A 25965-nucleotide genomic window follows, 5' to 3' on the forward strand; every position below is an offset into this window, starting at 1 on the left:
TCACTCGCCGCGGTACAGCTCGCGCTTGTCGATGTAGCGCACCACACCGTCCGGGACCATGTACCAGACGGGGTCCCCCTTGGCGACCCTCGCACGGCAGTCCGTGGACGAGATGGCGAGGGCCGGCACCTCGACGAGCGAGACACCGCCCTCCGGCAGACCGGGGTCGGTCAGCGGGTGGCCCGGCCGGGTGACCCCGATGAAGTGCGCCAGGGAGAACAGTTCTTCCGTGTACCGCCAGGTGAGGATCTGGCCCAGGGCGTCGGCGCCCGTGATGAAGAAGAGGTCCGTGTCCGGATTGAGCGCGCGCAGATCGCGCAGCGTGTCCGTGGTGTACGTCGGCCCGCCGCGGTCGATGTCGATGCGGCTCACCGAGAACTGCGGGTTCTCGGCGGTCGCGATGACCGTCATCAGATAGCGGTCCTCGGCCGGGGTGACCAGGCGGTCGGCCTTCTGCCACGGCTGCCCGGTCGGCACGAACACGACCTCGTCGAGGTGGAACTGCGCGGCGACCTCGCTGGCCGCCACCAGGTGTCCGTGGTGGATCGGGTCAAACGTTCCGCCCATGACGCCGAGACGCCTCTTGGCCGTGCTGATCCTTGCCCGGTCCGGGCCGCCGGCCGGGCCGTTGACCGGGCCGGTAGGCATGTCCTGCTCTCCCATGCGTGCAGAGCCTACTGGCCCGGTCGGGGTGCCTTCGCCGTCAGGGCCTAGCGGTCCCGGTTGAAGCGGGTGACGATCCACAGCATCAGCAGCAGGAGGAACAGGGCGCCGCCGCCGGTGAGGTAGGGGCTGAGGCTCGGGTGGTTGCCGCCTTCCTCGCCGCCCTCGGCGGCGAGGGTGGCCAGCTGGGCAGCGGTGCTGTGGAGGCTCATCGTCAGCAGGACCTATCCGGGTGAGACGGGATGGGGAGTCGGGCTCTGGGTGGTGACATGAGGTCTGGATAAAGACTTCCCGCTCATCGTATGCGGGGGTGTCCTCGGCGATCACGCCGACTCTGCCGTATGCGTGTCCGCCCCGCAGCCGCGTCAGTCGTCGCGCTTGTAACCGCGCAGCAGGAACCAGCCCAGGAACACGCTGCCGAGGACGCCCACGACGATCACGGTGCGCAGCAGATTGCCGGCGCCCTGCTGGTCGGAGGCGGCGGCGCTGACCACCTGGGTGAGCCAGGCGGCGTCGGGGGTGTGCTCCATGGCGTTTCGCTCCTTCGGTGTGCTGCCCCGCCACGGTATCTCCGCCTACTGTGGAGACCTCCTCGGGGGCACAACCGAACACGACGGCACACGAACATGGGGGACGCATGCCCGACGTCAATGACGGCAACGACGACCAGCGCGAGCACGTACCGAGCAGGCAGCGCCGGCGCTTCGAGGGGATCTCCTCGCGGGCGTACGAGCACCCGGCGGACCGATCGGCCCTGGTGGCGCTGCGCAAGCTCAGCGGTTTCGACACGGTGTTCAAGGCGCTCAGCGGACTGCTGCCGGAGCGGAGCCTGCGCCTGCTGTTCCTGTCGGACTCGGTCCGGGTCTCCGACGACCAGTTCGCGCACCTCAACGACATGCTGCGGGACGCCTGTTACATCCTGGACCTGGAGAAGGTCCCGCCGATGTACGTGACCCAGGACCCCCAGCCGAACGCGATGTGCATCGGCCTGGACGAGCCGATCATCGTCGTCACGACCGGCCTGGTGGAGCTGCTCGACGAGGAGGAGATGCGCGCGGTCGTCGGCCACGAGGTGGGCCACGCGCTGTCCGGCCACTCGGTCTACCGGACGATACTGCTGTTCCTGACGAGCCTGGCGCTCCGCGTCGCGTGGATCCCGCTCGGCAACTTCGCGATCATGGCCATCGTCACGGCGCTGCGCGAGTGGTTCCGCAAGTCGGAGCTGTCGGCGGACCGCGCCGGCCTGCTGGTCGGCCAGGACCTCAAGGCGTCGATGCGCGGCCTGATGAAGATCGCGGGCGGCAACCACCTGCACGAGATGAACGTGGACGCGTTCCTCAAGCAGGCCGAGGAGTACGAGGCCGGGGGCGACCTGCGCGACTCCGTGCTGAAGATCCTCAACGTGATGCCGCGCACGCACCCCTTCACCACGGTCCGCGCGGCCGAGCTGAAGAAGTGGGCGGCGACCCGCGACTACCAGCGGATCATGGACGGCCACTACCCGCGCCGCACCGAGGACAAGGACACCTCGGTCACCGACTCGTTCCGCCAGTCGGCCTCGCACTACGCGGACAACATGCGCAACTCCAAGGACCCGCTGATGAAGCTGGTGACGGACATCGCGGGCGGCGCGGGCGACCTGGGCGGCAAGCTGCGCGGCAAGTTCGGCGGCGGCAACGGCGGCGCGAACACGGGCAACCACGGGACGTCGGAGGACGGCGCGTAGGTCACGCGGGGATCAGAGCGAAGGCTGGGCGCCCGGCGCGAGGGCACCGCACAGCGAGGTGGTGCCGCCCGTGGCGAACGGGTCGGTGCCGGCCGGGCCGCCCTCCTTCGCTGTCTGTCCCGCGAGCAGCGGGTGCAGATGCGCGGCCGAGTCGACGGAGCAGGACAGCGGCCCGGCCTGCACATAGCTGACGAGCACCTCGGCCTGGTGCATGCGCAGGTCGTCCCGGTCGAAGCGGAAGTGCAGCTCGCGGCGGACGGTGAACAGGGACGCCTTCGCGTGGGAGCCGGCGCCGGCCGGGCGCAGCGCGTAGACGAAGGTGTGGTCGGAGGCGACCTCCAGGGTGTCCGCGTCGGACTCCGTGGCGCGCAGGGTGCCGTGGACGCGGATCCCGGTGTCGGCGAGCGCGGCCTGCTTCGGGTCGAAGCGGACGAGCCAGCCGGTGGCCTCGTGCCGTCCGTCGGCGGCGGGCCGGTCGAAGCTCCGGTCGAACTGGTCGAGCTGCTGCGGGGCGACCAGGATCCGCACGGACCGCACCGCCTTCCCGGTGAGCACCTCGGGGTCGAGCGAGGACTCGACGAGGTAGTCCTTGGCGGTGGTCAGGGCGGCGAAGACCTGACTCTCGGAGAAGTGCGAGGTGCGCCGGGCCGGAGGCAGGGCGATGCCCTCGGCGGCCGTCCCGAACTGGGCGGCGGGGCTGTGCTCGTACAGCTCGGACACCGAGACCGCGCCGGGCACCCGGCCCTGGGGCGAGAGCGGGATGACGGTCATCCGCAGCGGTTCGGGCCGGTGGGCGGTCGTGACGCCCTGGTAGGGGTTGCGTACGCCCATGTAGATCGCGGTGCCGAACGCGATGACGATCAGGATGACGAGGATGACGGCCTGCCGGGTGAGGCCGCGGCGCAGTCCGGGGCGCCGGCGTACGGCGGGCGCGTGGTCGGTGATGCGCTCCTGCGCGGAGAACTCCTGGAGCCGGGCAGCGCGGATGAACGACTCGTCGAAGACGACGGATCGGTACTCGTCCTCGCCACCACCGCCGGGAGCGCTCTCTGGGGTCCCCTCCGGTGGGTCTCCTGGCTCGCCCATACCTTCAGGGTAGGTCTGCGGGGGGTCCGGTAAACGCGCTGGTACGCGACAACTTCCGACAGTGTGTCGCCCCTGTGCCGACGGGGTGTGCCCGTCCGTGGTCAGGGGATCCGCGGGGTCGCGGGGACCGGTGACGGGGAGTAGTCGGCGGAGGCGCTGGGGGCGATCGGGAAGCCCTTCTCCAGCTCGGTCGTCGCGGGTGGCGGGACCCGGTCCTGGCGGCCGCCCGACGAGGCGCCGCGGTAGACGGCGGTGAAGGCGAGCGCGACCATGCCGATGCCCATGACGAGGGCGAGCAGCCAGGCGACGGGGCGGCGCCAGCGCACCTTCGCGGCGTACGCGCCGGGCCGCGGGTAGCCGTCCTCGTCGACATCGGGGTCGTAGAGGTCGTCGGCGTCCGGGCCGTAGGCGTAGCCGCCTCGCGGGTCGGGGCCGTACACGTCGTCGTACAGGTCGTCGTCGACCGAGGAGCCACGCGTGCGGGCCCTTCGCGCCTCGGCTTCCTGGGCCTCGGCACGCGCCTGCGCCGCGGCGAGCAGCCGCTCGACCGCGGTCGGTTCATGGACCTCGGCGGCCTGCACGAAGTCCTCGTCGAAGACCACGGAGGCGAACTCTTCGTCCGCACCCCCGCGGTCGCGGTCGTCGTCGGGCTCCCAGCCGTCAGGGAACGGCGTGCCCCCCACGTCCTCCGGCACGCGTCCAGAGTAGACCTGGGGGGTCGTTTTGGGCAGTCGGTGCGGGAATTCCCTTTGTTCCTGTCCGCATGCCCACGGCTACCGGATGTGGCCGTCGCCCGTGACGATGTACTTGGTGCTCGTGAGCTCCGGAAGCCCCATGGGGCCCCGGGCGTGGAGCTTCTGGGTGGAGATTCCGATCTCGGCGCCGAAGCCGAACTGGCCGCCGTCCGTGAAGCGTGTCGAGGCGTTCACGGCGACCGTCGTGGAGTCGACCAGTTGGGTGAAGCGGCGGGCCGCCTGCTGCGAGGTGGTGACGATGGCCTCGGTGTGGCCGGACGACCAGAGGCGGATGTGCTCCACGGCGGCGTCCAGTGAGTGCACGACGGCGGCCGCGATGTCGTACGAGAGGTACTCGGTCTCCCAGTCCTCGGGGGTCGCCTCGACGACGGTGGCCTTGGAGCCCTCGGCGTACGCCAGGACGCGCTCGTCGGCATGCACGGTGACGCCGGCCTCGGCGAGGGCCGCGAGGGCGCGGGGCACGAAGGCGTCGGCGATGTCCTGGTGGACGAGGAGGGTCTCGGCGGCGTTGCAGACGCTGGGGCGCTGCGCCTTGGAGTTGATCAGGATGTCGACGGCCATGTCGAGGTCGGCGTGGGCGTCGACGTAGACGTGGCAGTTGCCGGTGCCGGTCTCGATGACGGGGACAATCGAGTTCTCGACGACGTTCTTGATGAGGGAGGCGCCGCCGCGCGGGATGAGGACGTCGACCAGGCCGCGCGCCCGCATCAGCTCGGTGACGGAGTCGCGGCCCTCGCCGGGCACGAGCTGGATGGCGTCGGCGGGCAGTCCGGAACCGCCGACGGCGTCGCGCAGCACCCGCACGAGGGCGGTGTTGGACTCGTACGCGGACGAACTGCCGCGCAGGAGAACGGCGTTGCCCGACTTGAGGCAGAGGGCGGCGGCGTCCACGGTCACGTTCGGGCGGGCCTCGTAGATGATGCCGACGACGCCGAGCGGGACGCGGACCTGGCGCAGGTCGATGCCGTTGGGCAGGGTGTTGCCGCGGACGACGGTGCCGACCGGGTCGGGCAGGGCGACGACGTCGCGCACGTCGGCGGCGATGGCGCGGACGCGCTCGGGCGTGAGCGTGAGACGGTCGATGATCGACTCGCTGGTGCCGGCCTCGCGGGCGCGGGCGATGTCCTTGGCGTTCGCCTCGACGATCTCGGCCGTGCGCACTTCGAGGGCGTCGGCGATCGCCGCGAGGGCGTCGTCCTTCGCGGCCCGCGGCAGCGGGGCGATCACACCGGCCGCGGACCGGGCGCGGTAGGCGGCCTGGGTGACGGGGGTCATCGAGTCGTACGGCGAGAGCGAGGTCATATCTGCAGGGTAGTGGGCGCGCCGGGGCCGTCCGGCGGCTGTTCCGAACCCTGAGATGTGACCTAAAACGGGTGTACGCCGACCGGGGTGGCCGGCAGGGGCCCGTATCCCTCGGCGATGCGCTGGTGGTACGTGTCGCGGTCGATGACCTCGAGGCCGACGATCTCCCACGGCGGGAGCTGGGAACTCTGGCGGTGCTCGCCCCACAGGCGCAGCGCCACGGCGGCCGCGTCGTGCAGGTCGCGGGCCTCTTCCCAGTAGCGGATCTCGGCGTGGTCGACGGCGTACCGGCTCGTCAGCAGAAAGGGGTGGTCGTGCGCCAGTTGTTCGAGCCCCCGCCGTACCTCCGCGAGGGGCGCGTCGGCGCCGGAGACGCTGAGAGTGACATGCCAGAGGCGGGGGCCTTCCTCCGTCACGACGCCCTCCTCCTGCCCGCTGCCCTGGTACGACTCGCCGGCCGCGACGCTGGTCAGTGCCCGCTCCGCCGACCCTCGGGACGTCGCCCCCGGGCGCGCTCGTCTCACGACGGCCTCCTTTGCGCAATGGTCGTGCGGAACTTCCTGAAACAAAGTTGAGCAGGCCAAGCGCCGTCATGGGGCGCTTTTGGGGAAGGTCCCCCGCCGGAGGCCCGGCTTTCGGCCGTTTACACGGTTTACGACCAGCGCGGACGCCGGATCTTCACGAATGCGCCGGGCGGTCAGGCCTGCAGCAGCACGAGGTCGTCACGGTGGACGACCTCACGCTCGTACGCGGGCCCCAGCTCGCGGGCCAGCTCGCGGGTGGAGCGGCCGATGAGCTGCGGGATCTCCTTGGCGTCGAAGTTCACCAGGCCGCGCGCGACCGCCCGCCCCGTGGTGTCGCGCAGCTCGACCGGGTCGCCCGCACTGAACTCGCCCTCGACGGCCGCGATGCCCGCGGGAAGGAGCGACTTGCGGCGCTCCACGACGGCCTTCACCGCCCCGTCGTCGAGCGTGAGCGCGCCCTGCGGCGTGGAGGCGTGCTGGAGCCACAGGAGGCGGTCGGCGCTGCGCCGGCCCGTGCGGTGGAAGTACGTGCCCGTGTCGCGGGCGGCGAGCGCGTCGGCCGCGTGCACCGCGCTGGTGAGGACCACGGGGATGCCCGCGGCGGCGGCGATCCCGGCCGCCTCGACCTTGGTGACCATGCCGCCGGTGCCGACCCCCGCCTTGCCCGCACTGCCGATCTTGACGTGCGCGAGGTCGGCGGGGCCGCGGACCTCGGAGATCCGCGAGCTGCCGGGCTTGGCGGGGTCGCCATCGTAGAGGCCGTCGACGTCGGAGAGGAGGACGAGGAGGTCGGCGTGGACCAGATGGGCGACCAGGGCGGCGAGCCGGTCGTTGTCGCCGAAGCGGATCTCGTCCGTGGCCACGGTGTCGTTCTCGTTCACGACGGGCAGGGCGCCCATCGCGAGGAGCTGGTCGAGGGTGCGTGACGCGTTGCGGTGGTGGGCGCGGCGGGCCATGTCGTCGCTGGTGAGCAGGACCTGCCCGACGCGGACGCCGTAGCGCGCGAAGGAGGCGGTGTAGCGGGCCACCAGGAGGCCCTGGCCGACGCTCGCGGCCGCCTGCTGGCGGGCGAGGTCCTTGGGGCGCCGGCGCAGGCCGAGCGGCGCGAGCCCGGCGGCGATGGCGCCGGACGAGACGAGCACGATCTCCTTCTCGCTGCCGCCGCGGGCCTTGGCCAGCACGTCGACGAGGGCGTCGACCCGGTCGGCGTCGAGGCCGCCCTCGGCGGTGGTGAGCGAGGAGGATCCGACCTTGACCACGATCCTGCGGGCTTCCGCCACGCCCTGCCTCATGTCCTGCCCTGCCGCTGACACGTGCTTTCCCCATCGGTGCCGACCGGCCGTGGGCCTCGTCCCGGCCACGGCCCGGGTCCTGCAATCTACGTGAGCGGCACGGCGCGGCGCCTCCGGGTTCCGAGGGGCGGACGGCAGGCTCACGCGAAAGGAATTCCACCGGAGGCGGCGAAAGGAATCGCTGCCCAGAGATCGTGGGGCCTTTGCCCCTTTATCCGGTGATTGCTATCACGAAGGATTGCTAGCGAGGGCGCGAAAGTCATACGGTCAGTGGTCGGCCTTCGTCGAAGAACGCCGCGCACCCCCCGCAGACCTTTCCCCCCGCCACCCGACCCCCTGCCAGGAGCCCCGCCCAGTGCCCTCCGCCGGCCTTGCCCCCCGCCGCGTCGTGCAGCTCTCAGCGCTCTTCGCGATGTTCGCGCTCTACACGGCCCAGCTCGTCAGCGCGCTGATCCCGTACGTCCCGGTGTTCGTCGCCGCGAGCGCCGCAGGTCTCGCGCTCGACACGTATCTCCAGTACAAGCAGCCCGGCCTGCTCTCCCTCCTCGGCAAGATCCGCTTCGATGTCACCGTCCGGCAGTTGCTGCGCGACATGCTGATCCTGGTCGGTCTCCTGCGCATCGACGGCATCGAGCCGCTGGCCGAGCAGTCCCCCCTCACCATCGCGCTGCTCGCCTTCTACGCCCTGCACTTCGTGTGCCAGGCCGTGGCCGTGCTGGTACGACGCACGCGCGCGCTGCCCATCGTGACGCGGAACATCGACGCGTCCGAGCTGCGGCTCTCCGCGGCCCCGCCGCGCATCCTGGCCCGCCGCCAGGGTCACCGCCTGCTCAGCTTCGCCGCCCCCGGCACCGTCGGCCTGCTGATCACCGCGGCCACCACCGACGCGCTCTGGGGCGGCATCGGCCTCGCCGTCTCGATCGTGCTGCTCGGCGGCGGCACGGTCCACCTCGCGACCTGGCTGCTCCCGAAGAAGCGCGCCCTGAGCGAGCAGAAGGTCATGGCCTGGCTCGACCGGTGGCTGGCCGACTACAAGCCGACCGTCGCGATGTACTTCTCGGGCGGCACGTCGTCCGCGTACCAGGCCAACATGTGGCTCTCGACACTCTCCGAGGTCGACGGCAAGCCGCTGATCGTGCTGCGCGAGCGGTTCATGGTCCAGAAGATCGACGCGACCGACGTGCCGGTCATCTGCTTCCCCAAGGTCGCCACGATGTTCTCCCTGGAGAACTCGACGCTGAAGATGGTGCTGCACCCGGCGAACGCCGCGAAGACCTCCCAGGTCCTGCGCATCCCGACGATCAAGCACGCCTTCATCAACCACGGCGAGAGCGACAAGCTGTCCTCCTGCAACCCGTACGCGAAGGCGTACGACGAGGTGTGGGTGGCCGGGCCCGCGGCCCGCGAGCGCTACCAGCTCGCCGACATCGGCGTCGAGGACAAGGACGTCGTGGAGGTGGGCCGCCCGCAGCTGTCGCCCATCAAGCGCGCCACCGGCGCGCCCCGGGGCACGTACACGACGGTCCTCTACGCCCCCACCTGGGAGGGCTGGGACGGCAACCCGGGCAACACGTCGGTGCTGCTCGCCGGCGAGAACTTCGTCAAGCACCTGCTCGCCGACGACTCCGTACGCCTCCTCTACAAGCCGCACCCGATGACCGGTTCGGTCGACCCGCGCGCGGGCGTCGCGAACGAGCGCATCAAGGCGATGGTCCGCGAGGCGGCCGCGAAGCGCTCCGGCGCCCGGCCCGGCCCCGAGGCCGCCGCCGAGCTGGTCCGCCGCACGACGGAGCTGGACAGGCTGACGTCGACCGCGTTCCGCGCCAGCGCGGACGAGATGGAGCGCATGATGCTCCAGGGCGCGCCCGACGGGGACCGGCAGGCCGCCGTCGCCGAGGCGACCGCCGCGTGGGAGGCCGCTTACTGGGCGTCCTTCCCGGAGTGGGAGCACCTGGTCATCACGGACGCCCGTCCGGCGATCTTCACCTGCTTCAACCAGGCCGACGTCCTCATCAGCGATGTCTCCTCGGTCGTCTCGGACTGGCTGACGAGCGAGAAGCCGTACGCCGTCGCGAACACCTCCGGCATGTCCGAGAGCGATTTCCGCGCCGGATTCCCGACGGTGAGCGCGGCGACGATCCTGACGCCCGCGGCAACGGAGGTACCCGCCCTTCTCGCGGCCGTACGCGCCCCGGAGACGGATTCCCACGCGGAGGCCCGCGCGGAGCTCAAGGAGCACCTCCTGGGCCCCTCCGACCCGCCGTCCCTGGACCGCTTCAACGACGCGGTGCGCGCGCTGTGCGACCGGGCCGACGAGCGCCGGGTCCGCATGGAGTCCCGCCTCGCGGCGGAGATCCCCGGCCAGCGCGGCACGGACACGGACGCGGACGAGTTCGCCGAGGCCCTGGACTCCGACGCCGAGTCCGGCGACACGGTCACGGCGTAGCGCTCGGCGCGCAGGCTCACCACCGAAGCTCGGCGCGCAGGCCGAACATGAGGAAGGCCCCCGGGAGAATCTCCCGGGGGCCTTCCTCATGAGCTGGGCCGGAACGCCCGAGCGGGCCTAGAACGGCTTGAACTCGTCGTACTCCTGCTCCGCGTCGTCCCGCTCCGACTGCTTGTCGCGGCGGCGCTGGGCCGCGGGGCGCGGCTCCTCGAAGCGGTGGTCCTCGCCTCGGCGGCCGAGCATCTCGGCGCCCGCCATGACCGTGGGCTCCCAGTCGAAGACGACCGCGTTGTCCTCGGGGCCGATGGCCACGCCGTCGCCCGTGACCGCGCCGGCCTTCAAGAGGGCGTCCTCGACGCCGAGGCGGTTGAGGCGGTCGGCGAGGTAGCCGACGGCCTCGTCGTTGTTGAAGTCGGTCTGGCGCACCCAGCGCTCCGGCTTCTCGCCGCGCACGCGGAAGAGGCCGTCCTCCTCCTGCGTGACCGTGAAGCCCGAGTCGTCGACCGCCTTCGGGCGGATGACGATGCGGGTCGCCTCCTCCTTGGGCTTGGCGGCGCGCGCCGCGGAGACCATCTCGGCGAGGGCGAAGGAGAGCTCCTTGAGGCCCTTGTGGGCCACGGCCGACACCTCGAAGACGCGGTAGCCGCGGGCCTCCAGGTCCGGGCGGACCAGGTCCGCGAGGTCCTGGCCGTCCGGCACGTCGATCTTGTTGAGGACGACGAGGCGCGGGCGGTTGTCGAGGCCGCCGTACTGCTTGAGCTCCTCCTCGATGATGTCGAGGTCGGAGACCGGGTCACGGTCCGATTCGAGCGTGGCCGTGTCGAGCACGTGGACCAGGACCGAGCAGCGCTCGACATGGCGCAGGAACTCCAGGCCGAGGCCCTTGCCCTGGCTGGCGCCCGGGATGAGGCCCGGCACGTCGGCGATGGTGTAGACGGTCGAGCCGGCCGTGACGACGCCGAGGTTCGGGACCAGCGTCGTGAACGGGTAGTCGGCGATCTTCGGCTTGGCAGCCGACAGGACCGAGATGAGGGACGACTTTCCGGCGCTCGGGTAGCCGACGAGCGCGATGTCCGCGACCGTCTTGAGCTCGAGGACGATGTCCTGGAGATCGCCGGGCACACCGAGGAGCGCGAAGCCGGGCGCCTTGCGGCGGGCCGAGGCCAGCGCCGCGTTGCCGAGGCCGCCGCGGCCGCCCTGGGCGGCGACGTACGTCGTGCCCTGGCCGACGAGGTCGGCCAGCACGTTGCCCGCCTTGTCGAGGATGACGGTGCCGTCCGGCACGGGCAGGACGAGGTCCTGGCCGTCCTTGCCGGAGCGGTTCCCGCCCTCGCCCGGCTTGCCGTTCGTGGCCTTGCGGTGGGGGGAGTGGTGGTAGTCGAGGAGCGTCGTCACCGACTGGTCGACGACCAGGATGACATCGCCGCCACGGCCGCCGTTGCCGCCGTCCGGGCCGCCGAGCGGCTTGAACTTCTCACGGTGAACGGAGGCACAGCCGTGGCCTCCGTTACCCGCGGCGACATGCAGTTCGACGCGGTCCACGAAGGTGGTCATGGTTCAGTGCCTCCTGGGGGTTCCCCCGGCGAAGGGCCGGAGGAGTACGAAATGTCTTTGCTCGTCGTTCATTGGAAACACACGAAGGGCGGACCTGCTTCCCGATCCGGAAGCCGAAGCTTCTGGCCGGGCAAGCAAGGTCCGCCCTCGCGAAAACGCTCTACGGCGCCTGAGTCCTAGGAACTAGGGGTTTCAGGCGACCGGAACGATGTTCACGACCTTGCGGCCGCGGTGCGTACCGAACTCCACCGCACCGGCGTTCAGCGCGAACAGGGTGTCGTCGCCACCGCGACCGACGCCCGTGCCGGGGTGGAAGTGGGTGCCGCGCTGGCGGACCAGGATCTCACCGGCGTTGACGGTCTGACCGCCGAAGCGCTTCACACCGAGCCGCTGAGCATTGGAATCGCGCCCGTTCCGAGTGGACGATGCGCCCTTCTTGTGTGCCATCTTGTCTCAGTCCCTTACTTCGCAGCCGCGGGGATACCGGTGATCTTGATCGCCGTGTACTGCTGACGGTGACCCTGACGACGGCGGTAGCCGGTCTTGTTCTTGTACCGAAGGATGTCGATCTTGGCACCCTTGTGGTGGTCCACGACCTCGGCCTGGACCTTGATGCCGGCCAGCACCCACGGGTCGCTGGTCACAGCGTCGCCGTCGACAACGAGCAGCGTAGAGAGCTCTACGGTGTCGCCAACCTTGGCGGTGGAAATCTTGTCAACCTCAACGATGTCGTCGACAGCAACCTTGTGCTGGCGACCACCGCTGCGCACGATGGCGTACACGCGGATCTCTCTCTCGCTCGGGACGAAACCCCTGAAGCCAGCCGCTCACACGTGCCCGAGGGCCCGTGATGTTCCGGATTGGACGAGCGGCCTCCCCCGGCGGACCGGGAGGTGAGGTGCTCAGGGGTGCGGCGCTCAACAGACGCCGACGGTCAAGGTTACGGGTCACCCGCCGAAAGGGTCAAACCAGCCCCCTTCCGCCGGGTGCGCGCGGGCTACGCGGGCGGCTTCTCACCGTCCTGCGGCAGCGGCTTCACGCCCTTGCACAGGTCCGTGGCGTCGGCCGTGCCGGGCCAGGCGACGTTCCACACCCGGTTGAAGTGGTCGCGGTAGGCGTCGTGCACTGAGTCGTCGTCGACCTTGACGATCGCCTCGTCGTTCTCGCGCAGCGCGGGGCCCGTGTAGTTCTGCGACCCGGTGAAGGTGATCTTGTTCCGCTTGCCGTCGTACATGCCGTCCACCAGCAGGTACTTCGAGTGGATGATGTACGGCGTCGTGAGCTTCTTGCCGGCGTTCAGCGGGTCCCGGTCGTCGTTGAGGCAGCGCAGCGAGGGTCCGCCGGTGGCGTGCAGCCCCTCCCATGTCCCCTTGGGGCCGCCCAGGCTCTTGGCGCTGTCGGTCTCCGCGTACATGAGGCTGACGGTGCAGCCCTGCTTCTTCAGCGAGACCAGCTTGTCGGCGATCTGCTTGCGCGTGACCTTGAAGATCGCGGCCCGGATGACGGTCTTCTTCGCGGCGCCGGTCACCGGGTCCTTGTAGGAGCAGGCGACGTTGTTGAGGACCGAGTACATCGTGTCGGACTCGTTGACCGTGCCGGCCCGCGGGAAGAAATACGCCTTGTACAGACCGTTGCTGACGGTGCGGTAGTCCCACGTCGACCAGCTCTTGCCGGTCATGTCCGTGAAGTAGTCCGAGTACGCCTCGTACATCACGCTGTTGTTCGGCAGCATCAGCGCGTCGTTGTAGAACTTCGTGTGCGCCGACGGCGTCGAGTTCGACGTGGTCTGCACGACGACGTTCGTGGCGCCCTCGACCGCGGAGAACAACCAGAACTTGTTGTGCATGATCGACTGGCCGTACTTCGGGTCACCCAGGCAGGACTTGTGCGCCGGGCAGAGCGTCACGAAGGACGGGCTCGTCCTGCTGGTGCCCAGGGCGGCCTTCAGCGAGGCGTACGAGGTGTTGGTGGGGCGGTCGCTGACGCTGGACTCGTCGAGCAGTATCTGCACGTTCACGCCGCGGTTCTTGGCCGCGACGAGCGCGTCGACGACCGACTGCTCCCACACGTGGTAGACCGCGACCTTGATCACCGAACCGGGCAGCGCCGCGTTCGTCAGCTGGATCAGCCTGGTGCGGATCGCGTACTGCTGGTCCGTGGTGCCGTGCGGGTCGTTGAAGATCGGCCCCTCGGTCCACGTGGGGGTGTCCGCGGCGGCGGTCCCCACGGACGCGGTGGCCTGGATCCCGGCCGCCGAGAGGACCGTGGCGATGGCCACGGCCTGTCTGGCGCCCTTGACCGGCTTCACGGCACGGTGACGGCCCGTGCCTCTCAGGCGCGCGTGCGCCATTGTTACCCCTCCCCAGTTTCACGGGCCGCGTGTTCTCCCCAACGCGCGGTCGCGTGATCGTTCATGTTCACTCGTGCGACTCCATGAGTTTTACAGGTAGTTGGCCGCTCTCCAAGAGCAGGGTGCGGTCCGGTCGGGGTCACGTGCCCTGTGACACGCCGACGCCCCCGTTCCGCGTCGTGCGGCTCGGGGGCGTCGGATCCGGATCTACCGCGTTCCTCAGGCCTCGTCGGCCGCGGCGGAGACGGACGGCTGAGCCTGCTGCTCGGCCGCCACGGTCTTCTTCGCGGTCGTCTTCTTGGCGGCGGTCTTGGTCGCCGCCTTCTTGGCCGTCGTCTTCTTCGCGGCCGTCTTCTTGGCCGCGGTCTTCTTGGTGGCCGCCTTCTTCGCCGTCGCCTTCTTGGCCGTCTTACGGGCCGTCTTCTTGGCGGCGGGCGCCTCCTCGGCGGCCTCGGGCTCGGCCTGCTCCGGCTCGGCCTGCGCCTCCGTGGCCGACGGGACGACCACGACGGCCGTCTCCTCGGACGCGGTGGGCGCGGTGGCCTTGCGGACGGCGCGGCGACGCGGGCGGGCCGGAGCCGCGCTCTCGACGGGCGCCTCGGCCTTCTCCTCGGCAACGGCGGCCTTGGGCTCCTCGGCCACGACGGGCTCCGGCTCGGGCTTGGCGGGCGCCGTGACGGTCACCTCGGCCTCGGCGGCGGCCTTCGGCGAACCGGCCGGGGCCGTCGCCTTACGGGTCGCCCGACGGCGCGTACGCCCCTTGGGAGCGGCGTCCTCGACCGGGGCGGGCTCCGCCACGACCGGCTCGGCCACGACGGGCTCCGCCTCGGCCTGCGGGGCCTCGGCCTTGGGAGCCTCGACCTGCGGGGCCTCCACCTTCGGAGCCTCCGCCTTGGCGGCCTCCTTCGGGGCCGCCTCACCCTTGGGCGCGCCGGCCGGAGCCGACGCCCTGCGGGTCGCGCGACGGCGCGAACGGCCACCACGGGCCGCGGCCTCCGCCTCGGCGGGGCTGCTGTACAGCTCCTCGTCGGGCACGAACTCGGGCTCGGCCAGCGCGACCGGGGCCGCGACCTCGGCGGCGACCTCTGCCTCGGTCTCCACCTCCGTCTCCAGCGCCGCCTGCTCGTGGTCGTGCTCGTGCGTCTGCTCCGCGCCGTTGCCGCCACGGCCGCGCTTCTTGCGCTTGCCGCCGCCACCACCGGCGGACGTGGGCTGCTCCATGTGGACGATGACACCGCGCCCGTTGCAGTGGACGCAGGTCTCGGAGAAGGACTCCAGGAGGCCCTGGCCCACGCGCTTACGGGTCATCTGGACCAGGCCGAGCGAGGTGACCTCGGCCACCTGGTGCTTGGTCCGGTCACGGCCCAGGCACTCGAGGAGCCGGCGCAGGACCAGGTCCCTGTTGGACTCAAGGACCATGTCGATGAAGTCGATGACGACGATGCCGCCGAGGTCACGCAGGCGCAGCTGGCGCACGATCTCCTCGGCCGCTTCGAGGTTGTTCCTCGTCACGGTCTCTTCGAGGTTGCCGCCCTGGCCGGTGAACTTGCCGGTGTTGACGTCGACGACGATCATCGCCTCGGTCTTGTCGATCACCAGCGAGCCGCCGCTGGGCAGCCAGACCTTGCGGTCGAGCGCCTTGGCGAGCTGCTCGTCGATCCGGTACGTCGCGAAGACGTCGACCTCGGAGGTCCACTTCGAGAGGCGGTCGGCGAGGTCGGGCGCCACGTGGTTGACGTAGCCGTGGATGGTGTCCCACGCGTCGTCACCGCTGACGATGACCTTGGAGAAGTCCTCGTTGAAGATGTCGCGCACGACGCGGACGGTCATGTCCGGCTCGCCGTACAGCAGGCTCGGCGAGCTCGTCGAGATCTGCTTCGACTTCTTCTGGATGTCCTCCCACTGGGCCTGCAGACGCTCGACGTCGCGGCTCAGCTCCTCCTCGCTCGCGCCCTCGGCGGCGGTGCGCACGATGACGCCCGCGTCCTCGGGGACGATCTTCTTGAGGATGGTCTTCAGACGCGCGCGCTCGGTGTCGGGCAGCTTGCGGCTGATGCCGGTCATCGACCCCTCGGGGACGTAGACCAGGTAGCGGCCGGGCAGCGAGACCTGGCTGGTCAGGCGGGCGCCCTTGTGGCCGATCGGGTCCTTGGTGACCTGTACGAGGACGGACTGGCCGGACTTGAGGGCCGTCTCGATACGGCGCGGCCCGTTGGCCATGCCGAGCGCCTCGAAGTTGACCTCACCGGCGTAGAGCACGGCGTTGCGGCCCTTGCCGATGTCGATGAACGCGGCCTCCATGGACGGCAGCACGTTCTGGACCTTGCCCAGGTACACGTTGCCGACGTACGAGGTCGCCTGCTCCTTGTTGACGTAGTGCTCGACGAGGATGTCGTCCTCGAGCACGCCGATCTGGGTGCGCTCGCCGTGCTGGCGGACGACCATGACGCGCTCGACGGCCTCGCGGCGGGCCAGGAACTCGGCCTCGGTGATGATCGGCACACGACGGCGGCCCTGCTCGCGGCCCTCGCGGCGGCGCTGCTTCTTCGCCTCGAGGCGCGTCGAGCCCTTGATGGACTGCACCTCGTCGGCGCCGGTGCCCCGCTCCTCCTGCTTACGGGGCTCACGGACCTTCACGACCGTGCGCTCGGGGTCGCTGTCGCCCGGCTCGCTGTCGGTGGAGGCGTCACCCGCGCGGCGACGACGGCGACGGCGGCGACGGCTGCTGCTGGAGCCGGACGGGCCGGACTCCTCGCGCTCGTCGGCCTCGTCGGCCTCATCGCTCTCGTCGGTGTGCTCGGCGCCCTCGTCGGTGGGCTCGGCCTCTTCGTCGGTCTGCTCGTCGGACTCGGCGTCCGCGGAGTCACCGCGACGGCGCCGGCGGCCACCACGGCGCCGGCGGCGCGTGGGGCGGTCGCCCTGCTCGTCGTGGTCCTCGTGGTCCTGGTCGCCCTCGGCCTCCTCGGCCTCGGCCTCGGCAGGCTCCTCGACGGCGGCGGGCCGCTGCGGCTCGGCGGCCGGGGCGGCGGGCTGCTCCTCGGCGGCGCGGCCACGGCGGCGGCGACGGCGCGGCGTCTCCTCCGCGACCACATCGGCCACGGTCACGGGCTCGACGGGAGCCTCGGCCTCGACCGGCTCCTCCTCCACCGCGGCCTCGGCGGCGGCCGCCGCGGCGGCGCGCTCCGGGGTCTGGAACATCGGCTCGGCGAAGACCGGCGCCTGGAAGACGGCGACGGACGGCCGCGCGGGACGGCGCGAGCCCTTCGTGCCCTTGGTCTCGTCGGCGGCGGGCTCGGCGGCGGCGCGCGAGGCGGCCTTCTTGGCGGAGCGCTGCGCCGGCTCGGAGAAGCCGACCGCGGCCTTGCGGGTGGCGCGGCGGCGGGGGCGGCGCCCACCCTCGGCGTCCTCGTCGGACGCGGCGGCGGGGGCCTCGGTCTTGGGGGCCTCGGTCTTGGTGGCCTCCGCCTTCGGGGCCTCCGTCGCGGCGGGCTCGGCGGCGGCCACGGGCTCGGCCTGCTCGGGCGCGCCGGCGGGGGCCGTGGAGCGGCGGGTGGCGCGGCGGCGGCCGCGGGCGGCGGGGGCGGCCTCCGGCTCGGCGGCCGGCTCTTCCGCGGCCACGGCGGGCGCGGCGACCGGCTCGGTCACCGCGGGGGCCTCGGCCTGCTCGGGGGTACCGGCGGGGGCGGAGACGCGGCGCGTGGCACGGCGGCGGGTACGCCCGGCGGGCGCGGCCTCCGGCTCGGCGACGGGCTCTTCCTGGGCGACGGCGGGCGCGGCGGCGGCAGCGGGCTCGGCCTCGGCGCTCTCCGCTGCGTCGGGAGTCTTGGGTGCGCCGGCGGGCGCGGAGGCGCGGCGGGTGGCACGCCGGCGCGGGCGCCCGGCGGGTGCGGCGTCCTGCGCGGGGGCCTCGGCGGCGGCCGCGGTCGCCTCGGTCTCTTCGGCCTCGTCGGCGACGGGCTCGGCGGCGGCCTTCGCGGCCGGGGCGGTGTCGGCGGCGGCACCCGTGGGCGGGCCCGCGGGGCGCGAGGCCGCACGGCGCCGACGGCGCGGCGGCAGGGTGTCGCTGGGACTGTTGTTGTCGGTTCCCACGGACGACGACGTCTCAGTGGGTTCGGTCGGCTCGAGCATGCGGGTGGATCTCCCGTCAGGCTCCCGGGCGCCGCGCCTGGTCCGGTGACGTCCGCGGCTCGCGCGTTCATGCGCGGTGCCGCCGTCCGGGGCGCGGGCGCCGCACGGGAGCTCTCTGTCTGTTCTCGCCGGTTCCGTACGCCATGTGTGCGTACGGCCTGGCGAAAGTCCTTGGGTTCGTGCGCTGCCCGACCCAGGTGGCTCCCGAGTACGAGGGCGGCGCTTCGACGACCGTCCTTACGCGGAACCTGGCACCGGCGCCGTCGCGGCGGCAGCTGCGGCGCTCCCCCCGCTTGCGGGAGGTGCGGCCTCGACTGCCTCGCGGTCGGGCGCGAGCGGGTCGGTCACCGTGCCGGTCTCTTCATCGAAAAGCCCCTGCGCCAGCCTGGTCACCGCTGCGGGGACCGGCGGCGCCAGGTCGGCCACAGCTCGGAGACCGGACAGAACGTCGTCGGGTCGAACGGCAGGCGTCACGTGCCGAACAACCAGGCGCAGTATCGCACAGGCCTTGTCGGTCGGCCTATCAGCCTGGGCGTCGTTCGCCTGCGGGGCCTCGGTGGCCTCGAGGCTGACGACGGCGGCGCGGGCGTCGAACGTCCGCATCCCGTTCTTGGTCCTTCGCTGGACCTCGACGGCCTCCGCCGCGACGAACGCGTCCGCGGCGGCCTTGGCCTCGGCGGCGTCGACGCCGTCGAGCCGCAGCTCCCAGACGGATGCGGTGAGCCGGTCCGCGAGGCCCGAGGTGCGGGACTCGACGGCCTCGATGATGTCGAGCCCCGTGGGGAGCGACTCGTCGAGGAGCTCGCGCAGCGTGTCCGGATCGCGCGCTTCGGTGAGCGCGATCTCCAGATACTCGGCTTCGCTGCCCGTGCCGGTGGGTGCGGCATTGGCGTACGACACCTTCGGGTGCGGCGTGAACCCCGCCGAGTACGCCATGGGCACCTCGGCGCGGCGCAGCGCACGCTCGAAGGCGCGCTGGAAGTCACGGTGGCTGGTGAACCGGAGGCGGCCGCGCTTGGTGTAGCGCAGTCGGATGCGCTGCACCGCGGGTGCGGGCGGCGGGCCTTCGGGCTGTCGCTTGCCCAGTGTTCTAGTCCTTCGTGAGTGCGGTCGTACTGCTACCAAGAGTACGTGCCTGCGGCGGGCCAGGTTCCCGCCGGTCCCTGACCAGAGGCTCGGGCTCCGCCCGTTTTGCTCCGAAGAGCGCCCGGCGGACGTCGGCCCTGGCCTGGCGCACGCTCTCGCGGGCCGCCGCGAGAGCCTGTCGCGCGGTGCGCCCCGCGTCCTTGACCGCCCGGGCCGCCGGCCGCCATACGGAGTCCCGTACGAGGTGCCCCAGCGGGGTGCACACTCTGCGGTACGCCCAGTGCACCGGGTCCACGAAGATCCACCGCAGGAGCCGGCCGAGGAACCTCCCGACGGCCCGCGACACGTGTCCGGCGACACGCCACGCGTGCCCGAGCGCGTCACCGGTCTCCCGTACGAGGACGACGACGGCCCGCCCGACGGGGACGAGCACCCAGCGCCGGAGAGCGACGGCGGGCACGACGAAGATCCACCGTACGAGGGTGACGGCGACGGTCCGGACCCCACGCCCGAACCACGCGACGCCGGCCCAGACGCCGCGCGCGAGCCACGCGAGGCCTGACCACACACCCCGGCCGAGCCACGCCAGGCCCGCGCCCAGCGCTCGGCCGGCGAGGGCGAGATGGGCCCCAACCAGCTTGAAAAGAAAGACAGTTGCGCGTCCGACGGGGGTGAGTACGCGAGCGTGGAGCCAGACCCAGGGCCAGACGAAGAGGGCCTTGGCGAGCAGGACGACGGCGGTCGCCGTGCCGCGCGCGAGGAGAGCGATGCCGCGGCCGAGCGGGGTCAGGGCATGTGTGCAGAGCCACACCGCGGGGACGACGACGAGGGCGCGCAGCAGTGCGGCGAGCCTTGCTCCCAGGGCGCGGCCCGCCGCCGCGAGGCCCCGCGCCAGCCAGGCGGTCCCGCCGCCGAGAGGCACGAGCACGCGCGCGTACAGCCACACCCACGGCCACACGAACAGCGCCCGCAGCAGCCACGCACCACCCACGCGCAGCCCACGCCCGGCCACGGTGAGCCCGGCCCACACAGCGGAGGTCAGGCGCGCGACGCCCCGCCCCACGGCGGCGAGACCCGCCCCGACCACCCGCGCAAGCCACGCGCCCCCACGCCCCACCGCGACAGCCCCGGCCCACACGGCGGAGGCGAGACGCGCGAACCCTCGGCCCGCGACGGCGAGGCCCGCCCACACCCCCCGTGCCAGCCACGCGATCCCGTGCCCGGCCGGTGTCATCACCCGGAGGTACCCCCAGGCGACCGAGGCGACGACGCCCTTCCACCACACCCACAGCGCGACGGCCCGCACCCCGCGGCCGACCGGCGCGAGGACGTGCCGCCACAGCGCGGCCCAAGGCCGGACGAAGAGCGCTTTGCCGGTCCAGGTCAGCGCGACGGCGACACCTCTGCCGACGGGAACCAGCACGCGCCTCCACAGCGCCACCCACGGCCACACGAACAGCGCCCTGCCCAGCCACGCCAGCGCGGCGCCCGCGCCCCGTGCCGCCGGAGCCAGTGCGCGCACCCAGAGCCACACCCACGGCGTCACGAACACCGCGCGCAGCAGCCGTCCGGTCCCGCGGGCCAGGGGCACCAGGCCGCGACGCCACATGACACGACCGCCCGCGACGACGGCGTCCCAGGTCAGGCGGATCGGTACGACGAGGACCAGGACGACGATGCGCACCGGGATGCGGATCGCGGCCACGAGGCAGCCCTCGGGCGGCCGTTCAGCGGCCGCGGGCTCCGCGGGCGTCGGATGCTTCTCCCAGTCCATGCCTTCTCAGACGCCGGAGCGCGGCATACGGATCCGCGTCATGGGAACTTCACGCACACCTCTGGCCACGGCCACTTCTGTCTCGTATTCATAACGGGTCTGGGCCAAACAGGCCGCTTGCAGAAGGACGTTGGAGGACAACCCCGATGAGCACGAGCTCACCGCACCCCGAGCACAGACCCGAACTCTCCCGCCGCACCCTCATCGGCGGCGCCGCGGCCGCCGGTGTGCTGGCCGCGCTGCCGCTGAGCCTGCGCACCGCGCTCGCCGCGCCGGGCAGGCCCGGCACGCTGGAGGACATCCAGCACGTCGTGGTGTTCATGCAGGAGAACCGGTCGTTCGACCACTACTTCGGCACGATGCAGGGCATACGGGGGTTCGGTGACCGCGCCGCCGTGCGCGGGATCAACGGCCGGCCCGTGTTCCACCAGCCCGACCCGTCGCGCGCCGAGGGCTGGCTCGCGCCGTTCGCGATGAACGCCGCGCACACCAGCGCCTATCAGCAGGGCGCCGCCGCCTTCGGGTTCGGCGACTCGATGAACGCCCGCAACGACGGTGTGGCCGACGGCTACGTCACCCGGCGCGGCAGCGGCTGGCTCGGCCAGGGCTACTACGAGCCCGCCGACATGCCCTTCTACAACGCTCTCGCCTCGGTCTTCACCATCTGCGACCACTACTACTGCTCGACCGAGACCAGCACCAACCCCAACCGCGAGCACCTGATGACCGGCACCAGCGGCGGCACGGTGCGCGACATCGCCGTCGTCGACAACCAGGAGCCCGGCTTCGAGTGGACGACCTACGCGGAGCGCCTCGAAGCGGCGGGCGTCAGCTGGAAGACGTACCAGGCGCAGGAGAACTTCGACGACAACGCGCTGGCCTGGTTCACCACCTTCCGCGCCGCCAAGCCCGGTGAGTCGCTGTACGAGCGCGGCATGAAGAAGGTCGGCGACCCCGCGCAGACGAACGACCCGTGGGCCATGGGGGACGCGCTCGTGGCCGCGTTCGCCGAGGACGTGAAGAACGACACGCTGCCGCAGGTCTCCTGGCTCGTCGCGCCGGCCGCGCTGTCCGAGCACGCCAGCTACGCGCCGCCGCACGGCGAGGATCTGACGGCGCGTCTGCTGTCCGCGCTCGCCGACAATCCCGAGGTCTTCGCCAAGACCGCGTTCATCCTGAACTACGACGAGCACGGCGGCTTCTACGACCACCTGGTCGCGCCCGTGCCGCCGGTCGCCGAGGGCCGTGGCCGGTCGACCGTGACGCCCGACGGCGAGGTCGTGGTGCGGGTCAGCAAGGGCGGCTCGACCTTCTACCGGCCCGTCAACCAGCGGGGCCAGTACCGCGTGAAGGGTGCCGACGGGTCGCTGACCTGGTCCGACACGCTGCCCGCCGGTGAGACGAAGGCGGCGGGGCCCTTCCCGCTCGGGCTCGGCATGCGCGTACCGATGATCGTCGTGTCGCCGTGGACGCGCGGCGGCGCCGTGGCGTCGACGGTGTGCGACCACACGTCCGTCATCCAGTTCCTGGAGAAGCGCTTCGGGGTGCGCGAGCCCAACATCAGCCCCTGGCGCCGCGAGATCACCGGCGACCTGACCGACGTCTTCGACTTCTCCGGCAAGAACCCGTCGTGGCCCACGCTGCCCGACACCAGCGGCAACCGCCAGAAGGTCACCGACACCGGCAAGCTGCCCGCGCCCACCGTGCCCAAGCCGCAGCTCCTGCCCGAGCAGCAGCGCGGCAGCCGCACCGCCCGCCCCACCCCGTACGACCTGCGGGTCACGCCCCGTGTGCGCGGCGGCAAGGTCACCCTGGACCTCGCGAACCACGGCCGCCAGGGCGCCGTCCTCGCGGTGTACCCCGAGCCCGGCATCGCGCCCAGGCACTACACGCTGAGCCCCAAGTCGAAGCTGTCCGACGTGTGGAGCCCCGGCGACAACGGCTACGACCTGCGCGTCCACGGGCCGAACGGCGCCCTGTGGCATCTGCGCGGCGACGCGGCGGGCACGTACGAGGCGCACCTGGACCTCGCCGACGACGGCCGCGGCGCCGACGTCGAGCTGACCAACCACGCCCGTACCGCCCGCACGTTCCTCGTCGGCGACCTCGCCTACGGCGGCGGCACTCGCGAGTTCCGCGTCGGCGCGGGCGCCCACCGCACCGTCCGGATCCGTGTGCCGCGCGAGGGCTGGTACGACGTGTCCGTCACCGTCCGCGACGAGCCCGGCTTCCTGCGCCGGTACGCGGGCCGGGTCCCCGGCAAGCTCGAAGGCGTCACCGACCCCGCGATGGGGCTGCCCGACGCGCTCGGCGTCACGGTGTCCCTGGAAGCGGCGTCGACCACGATCGACGAGGCCATCCTGGTCCCCGGCAAGGCGGCCCGTGTGCGCGCACGGTTCGACGCGACGACCGCCGTGTCCGCGATCGAGGCGCACCCGGTGGTGCCCAAGGGCTGGGCGGTGAAGGCGGTTTCGGCGCCGCCCGCCTCGCTCGCGGCGGGCGCGTCGGCGACCGCCGAGTGGGAGGTGCAGGTCCCCGCCGAGCTGTCGGGCACGGCCGCGTACCGGCTGCTCGTGACGGCGCGGGCCCGCTCCGGCGAGCGGTTCGTCCTGGCCGACGGCGAGGTCTCGGCGCGTACCGCCCCGTCCATGGCGGGCCATCTGCTCGGCGAGGACTTCGAGTCGGTGGCGGACTCGCTGGAGCCGGTGTCGGGGGTCGTCGGCTGGACGGCGAAGGCCCCGAAGGGCTGGTCCGTGGTGAACGCGGCCGGTATGCCGCAGGGCACCGCCCGCCTCCAGGGCTGGACGTTCCACACCAAGCGGGCCTGGTCACCGGCGGGTCAGGACCGGGGCGGCTTCGGCCGTGCGCTCGGCGTCGTCGCGGTCGCCGACCCGGACGACTGGGACGACACGGGATCGCCGTCGTCGAAGGGCACGTTCGACTCGACGCTGGTCTCGCCCGCGGTCCCGGTCCCGTCCGGCACGTCGAAGCTGTACGTGGCCTTCGACTCGCACTACCGCCAGGAGGCCCCGCAGAAGGCGGCCGTGACGGCGGCCTTCGACACGGGCGAGGAGACCCGTCTCCTCCACTACAGCGCCGACGCGACAGGCAACGACAACGCGGGCCAGGACGCCGAGAACACCTTCGTGACGAAGGAACTCGCGGTCCCGGCGGGCGCGAAGTCGGTCACCCTGAAGTTCCGCATGTACGACGCGGGCAACAACTGGTACTGGGCGGTCGACCACGTCCGCGTGGACGACAAGCCGGTCACGGCCTGACACAAGTGAGGGGCCGGGACGCCATGACGGCGTCCCGGCCCCTCGACTCCCGCTGTTCGTACGCTACTTGACGACCGTCAGCGGCAGCAGCTTCTTGCCCGTCGGGCCGACCTGGATGTGCGTGTCCATCTGCGGGCACACGCCGCAGTCGAAGCACGGCGTCCAGCGGCAGTCCTCGACCTCGGTCTCGTCGAGCGAGTCCTGCCAGTCCTCCCAGAGCCAGTCCTTGTCGAGACCGGAGTCCAGGTGGTCCCAGGGCAGGACCTCCTCGTACGTGCGCTCACGCGTCGTGTACCAGTCGACGTCGACACCGAACTCGGGCAGCGTCTTCTCGGCGCAGGCCATCCAGCGGTCGTAGCTGAAGTGCTCGCGCCAGCCGTCGAAGCGGCCGCCGTCCTCGTAGACCGCCCGGATGACGGAGCCGATACGGCGGTCACCGCGGGAGAGCAGGCCCTCGACGATGCCGGGCTTGCCGTCGTGGTAGCGGAAGCCGATGGAGCGGCCGTACTTCTTGTCGCCGCGGATCTTGTCGCGGAGCTTCTCCAGGCGGGCGTCCGTCTCGGCGGACGACAGCTGCGGGGCCCACTGGAACGGCGTATGCGGCTTGGGCACGAAGCCGCCGATGGAGACCGTGCAGCGGATGTCGTTCTGGCCGGAGACCTCGCGGCCCTTCTGGATCACGTTCATCGCCATGTCGGCGATCTGGAGGACGTCCTCGTCGGTCTCCGTGGGCAGGCCGCACATGAAGTACAGCTTCACCTGACGCCAGCCGTTGCCGTACGCCGTGGCGACGGTCCGGATGAGGTCCTCTTCCGAGACCATCTTGTTGATGACCTTGCGCATGCGCTCGGAGCCGCCCTCGGGGGCGAACGTCAGGCCGGAGCGGCGGCCGTTGCGCGTGAGCTCGTTGGCCAGGTCGACGTTGAACGCGTCGACGCGGGTGGACGGCAGCGACAGGCCGATCTTGTCCTCGGTGTACCGGTCGGCGAGGCCCTTCGCGATGTCACCGATCTCGGAGTGGTCGGCGGAGGACAGCGAGAGCAGGCCGACCTCCTCGAACCCGGTCGCCTTGAGACCCTTCTCGACCATGTCGCCGATGCCGGTGATGCTTCGCTCCCGCACGGGGCGCGTGATCATGCCGGCCTGGCAGAAACGGCAGCCGCGGGTGCAGCCGCGGAAGATCTCGACGGACATCCGCTCGTGGACGGTCTCGGCGAGCGGGACGAGGGGCTGCTTCGGGTACGGCCACTCGTCGAGGTCCATGACGGTGTGCTTGCTGACGCGCCACGGCACGCCGGACCTGTTCGGCACGACGCGGCCGATGCGGCCGTCCGGCAGGTACTCGACGTCGTAGAACCCGGGGACGTAGACACCGCCCGTCTTCGCGAGACGGAACAGCACCTCCTCGCGGCCGCCGGGGCACCCCTCGGCCTTCCAGGCGCGGATGATCTCCGTCATGTCGAGGACGGCCTGCTCGCCGTCACCGATGACGGCACAGTCGATGAACTCGGCGATCGGCTCGGGGTTGAAGGCCGCGTGGCCGCCCGCGAGGACGATCGGGTCGTCGATCGTGCGGTCCTTGGCCGCCAGCGGGATGCCGGCGAGGTCCAGGGCCGTGAGCATGTTCGTGTAGCCGAGCTCGGTGGAGAAGGAGAGCCCGAACACGTCGAACGCCTTGAGCGGGCGGTGCGAGTCCACGGTGAACTGCGGCACCTTGTGCTCGCGCATCAGCGCTTCCATGTCCGGCCACACGCTGTACGTGCGCTCGGCGAGAACACCCTCGCGCTCGTTCAGCACCTCGTAGAGGATCATGACGCCCTGGTTCGGGAGCCCGACCTCGTAGGCGTCCGGGTACATGAGCGCCCAGCGGACGTCGGAGCTCTCCCACGGCTTGACGGTGGAATTGAGCTCACCGCCCACGTACTGGATCGGCTTCTGCACATGCGGGAGCAAAGCTTCGAGCTGTGGAAAAACCGACTCTGCGGCTTCGGCAGGCATACC

19 protein-coding genes are annotated in these 25965 nt (G+C 71.6%); 3 read left to right on the forward strand and 16 right to left on the reverse strand.

Features of this window, described 5'->3' with window-relative positions; translation table 11 throughout:
* The 3 genes from nadD to LGI35_RS16875 form a co-directional block, all read right to left on the reverse strand.
* Positions 1–663, reverse strand: a complete 663-nt coding sequence (gene nadD, locus LGI35_RS16865) for a nicotinate-nucleotide adenylyltransferase (protein ID WP_227294629.1) — start codon at positions 661–663, stop codon at positions 1–3.
* Between the two features lie 47 nt (positions 664–710).
* A complete protein-coding gene (locus LGI35_RS16870) occupies positions 711–875 on the reverse strand; it encodes a hypothetical protein (RefSeq protein ID WP_165914691.1) in 165 nt (54 codons plus the stop codon).
* A gap of 153 nt (positions 876–1028) precedes the next feature.
* Positions 1029–1193: a hypothetical protein gene (locus LGI35_RS16875; RefSeq protein WP_227294630.1), complete on the reverse strand. Its 165-nt coding sequence runs from the start codon at positions 1191–1193 to the stop codon at positions 1029–1031.
* A gap of 107 nt (positions 1194–1300) precedes the next feature.
* Between LGI35_RS16875 and LGI35_RS16880 the strand changes: the two genes are divergently transcribed.
* Positions 1301–2389: a M48 family metallopeptidase gene (locus LGI35_RS16880; RefSeq protein ID WP_227294631.1), complete on the forward strand. Its 1089-nt coding sequence runs from the start codon at positions 1301–1303 to the stop codon at positions 2387–2389.
* A 12-nt stretch (positions 2390–2401) separates the two neighbouring features.
* On the opposite strand, the gene LGI35_RS16885 is transcribed toward LGI35_RS16880, so the two are convergent.
* The 5 genes from LGI35_RS16885 to proB form a co-directional block, all read right to left on the reverse strand.
* Positions 2402–3475: an SCO2583 family membrane protein gene (locus tag LGI35_RS16885; protein WP_227294632.1), complete on the reverse strand. Its 1074-nt coding sequence runs from the start codon at positions 3473–3475 to the stop codon at positions 2402–2404.
* A gap of 101 nt (positions 3476–3576) precedes the next feature.
* The gene (locus tag LGI35_RS16890; protein WP_227294633.1) at positions 3577–4170 is read right to left on the reverse strand and encodes an SCO2584 family spore wall biosynthesis protein; all 594 of its coding nucleotides are present in this window, start codon (positions 4168–4170) and stop codon (positions 3577–3579) included.
* Positions 4171–4248: 78 nt separating this feature from the next.
* Entirely contained in the window at positions 4249–5532 is a 1284-nt protein-coding gene (locus tag LGI35_RS16895; RefSeq protein ID WP_227294634.1) for a glutamate-5-semialdehyde dehydrogenase, read from the reverse strand.
* Positions 5533–5594: 62 nt separating this feature from the next.
* On the reverse strand, positions 5595–6056 hold the full coding sequence (locus LGI35_RS16900) for a hypothetical protein (protein WP_227294635.1): 462 nt from the start codon (positions 6054–6056) through the stop codon (positions 5595–5597).
* A gap of 173 nt (positions 6057–6229) precedes the next feature.
* On the reverse strand, positions 6230–7336 hold the full coding sequence (gene proB, locus LGI35_RS16905; protein ID WP_227294636.1) for a glutamate 5-kinase: 1107 nt from the start codon (positions 7334–7336) through the stop codon (positions 6230–6232).
* A gap of 367 nt (positions 7337–7703) precedes the next feature.
* Here proB and LGI35_RS16910 point away from each other — a divergent pair, with 367 nt between their 5' ends.
* Positions 7704–9794, forward strand: coding sequence for a CDP-glycerol glycerophosphotransferase family protein (locus tag LGI35_RS16910; RefSeq protein ID WP_227294637.1), 2091 nt, complete (start codon positions 7704–7706; stop codon positions 9792–9794).
* Between the two features lie 117 nt (positions 9795–9911).
* On the opposite strand, the gene obgE is transcribed toward LGI35_RS16910, so the two are convergent.
* The 7 genes from obgE to LGI35_RS16945 all read right to left on the reverse strand — a co-directional run bounded on the left by obgE (position 9912) and on the right by LGI35_RS16945 (position 20686).
* Complete coding sequence (obgE, locus tag LGI35_RS16915) at positions 9912–11348, reverse strand: GTPase ObgE (RefSeq protein WP_227294638.1); 1437 nt, start codon at positions 11346–11348, stop codon at positions 9912–9914.
* A gap of 192 nt (positions 11349–11540) precedes the next feature.
* Positions 11541–11795, reverse strand: coding sequence for a 50S ribosomal protein L27 (gene rpmA, locus LGI35_RS16920; RefSeq protein ID WP_100594223.1), 255 nt, complete (start codon positions 11793–11795; stop codon positions 11541–11543).
* 14 nt (positions 11796–11809) lie between these two features.
* Positions 11810–12130, reverse strand: a complete 321-nt coding sequence (gene rplU, locus LGI35_RS16925) for a 50S ribosomal protein L21 (RefSeq protein ID WP_116513007.1) — start codon at positions 12128–12130, stop codon at positions 11810–11812.
* Between the two features lie 215 nt (positions 12131–12345).
* Positions 12346–13698: a phospholipase D-like domain-containing protein gene (locus LGI35_RS16930; protein ID WP_227294639.1), complete on the reverse strand. Its 1353-nt coding sequence runs from the start codon at positions 13696–13698 to the stop codon at positions 12346–12348.
* A gap of 219 nt (positions 13699–13917) precedes the next feature.
* Complete coding sequence (locus LGI35_RS16935; protein WP_227294640.1) at positions 13918–17826, reverse strand: Rne/Rng family ribonuclease; 3909 nt, start codon at positions 17824–17826, stop codon at positions 13918–13920.
* A gap of 237 nt (positions 17827–18063) precedes the next feature.
* Complete coding sequence (locus tag LGI35_RS16940; RefSeq protein WP_227294641.1) at positions 18064–18870, reverse strand: TIGR03936 family radical SAM-associated protein; 807 nt, start codon at positions 18868–18870, stop codon at positions 18064–18066.
* Positions 18871–18916: 46 nt separating this feature from the next.
* A complete protein-coding gene (locus LGI35_RS16945) occupies positions 18917–20686 on the reverse strand; it encodes a hypothetical protein (RefSeq protein WP_227294642.1) in 1770 nt (589 codons plus the stop codon).
* Positions 20687–20832: 146 nt separating this feature from the next.
* On the opposite strand from LGI35_RS16945, the gene LGI35_RS16950 reads away from it, so the two are divergent.
* Positions 20833–23964: a phosphocholine-specific phospholipase C gene (locus LGI35_RS16950; protein ID WP_227294643.1), complete on the forward strand. Its 3132-nt coding sequence runs from the start codon at positions 20833–20835 to the stop codon at positions 23962–23964.
* Between the two features lie 63 nt (positions 23965–24027).
* On the opposite strand, the gene LGI35_RS16955 is transcribed toward LGI35_RS16950, so the two are convergent.
* On the reverse strand, positions 24028–25962 hold the full coding sequence (locus tag LGI35_RS16955) for a TIGR03960 family B12-binding radical SAM protein (RefSeq protein WP_227294644.1): 1935 nt from the start codon (positions 25960–25962) through the stop codon (positions 24028–24030).
* Positions 25963–25965 lie beyond the last annotated feature (3 nt).

The organism is Streptomyces longhuiensis (genome assembly GCF_020616555.1).
Classification (GTDB): Bacteria; Actinomycetota; Actinomycetes; order Streptomycetales; family Streptomycetaceae; genus Streptomyces; species Streptomyces longhuiensis.

Coding starts and splice junctions, on each gene's coding strand:
- LGI35_RS16935 (WP_227294640.1), bottom strand. CDS start 17,826: ATGCTCGAGCCGACCGAACCCACTGAGACGTCGTCGTCCGTGGGAACC.
- LGI35_RS16945 (WP_227294642.1), bottom strand. CDS start 20,686: ATGGACTGGGAGAAGCATCCGACGCCCGCGGAGCCCGCGGCCGCTGAA.
- rpmA (WP_100594223.1), bottom strand. CDS start 11,795: ATGGCACACAAGAAGGGCGCATCGTCCACTCGGAACGGGCGCGATTCC.
- LGI35_RS16950 (WP_227294643.1), top strand. CDS start 20,833: ATGAGCACGAGCTCACCGCACCCCGAGCACAGACCCGAACTCTCCCGC.
- LGI35_RS16885 (WP_227294632.1), bottom strand. CDS start 3,475: ATGGGCGAGCCAGGAGACCCACCGGAGGGGACCCCAGAGAGCGCTCCC.
- LGI35_RS16930 (WP_227294639.1), bottom strand. CDS start 13,698: ATGGCGCACGCGCGCCTGAGAGGCACGGGCCGTCACCGTGCCGTGAAG.
- nadD (WP_227294629.1), bottom strand. CDS start 663: ATGGGAGAGCAGGACATGCCTACCGGCCCGGTCAACGGCCCGGCCGGC.
- LGI35_RS16895 (WP_227294634.1), bottom strand. CDS start 5,532: ATGACCTCGCTCTCGCCGTACGACTCGATGACCCCCGTCACCCAGGCC.
- LGI35_RS16880 (WP_227294631.1), top strand. CDS start 1,301: ATGCCCGACGTCAATGACGGCAACGACGACCAGCGCGAGCACGTACCG.
- LGI35_RS16955 (WP_227294644.1), bottom strand. CDS start 25,962: ATGCCTGCCGAAGCCGCAGAGTCGGTTTTTCCACAGCTCGAAGCTTTG.
- LGI35_RS16870 (WP_165914691.1), bottom strand. CDS start 875: ATGAGCCTCCACAGCACCGCTGCCCAGCTGGCCACCCTCGCCGCCGAG.
- obgE (WP_227294638.1), bottom strand. CDS start 11,348: ATGACCACCTTCGTGGACCGCGTCGAACTGCATGTCGCCGCGGGTAAC.
- LGI35_RS16875 (WP_227294630.1), bottom strand. CDS start 1,193: ATGGAGCACACCCCCGACGCCGCCTGGCTCACCCAGGTGGTCAGCGCC.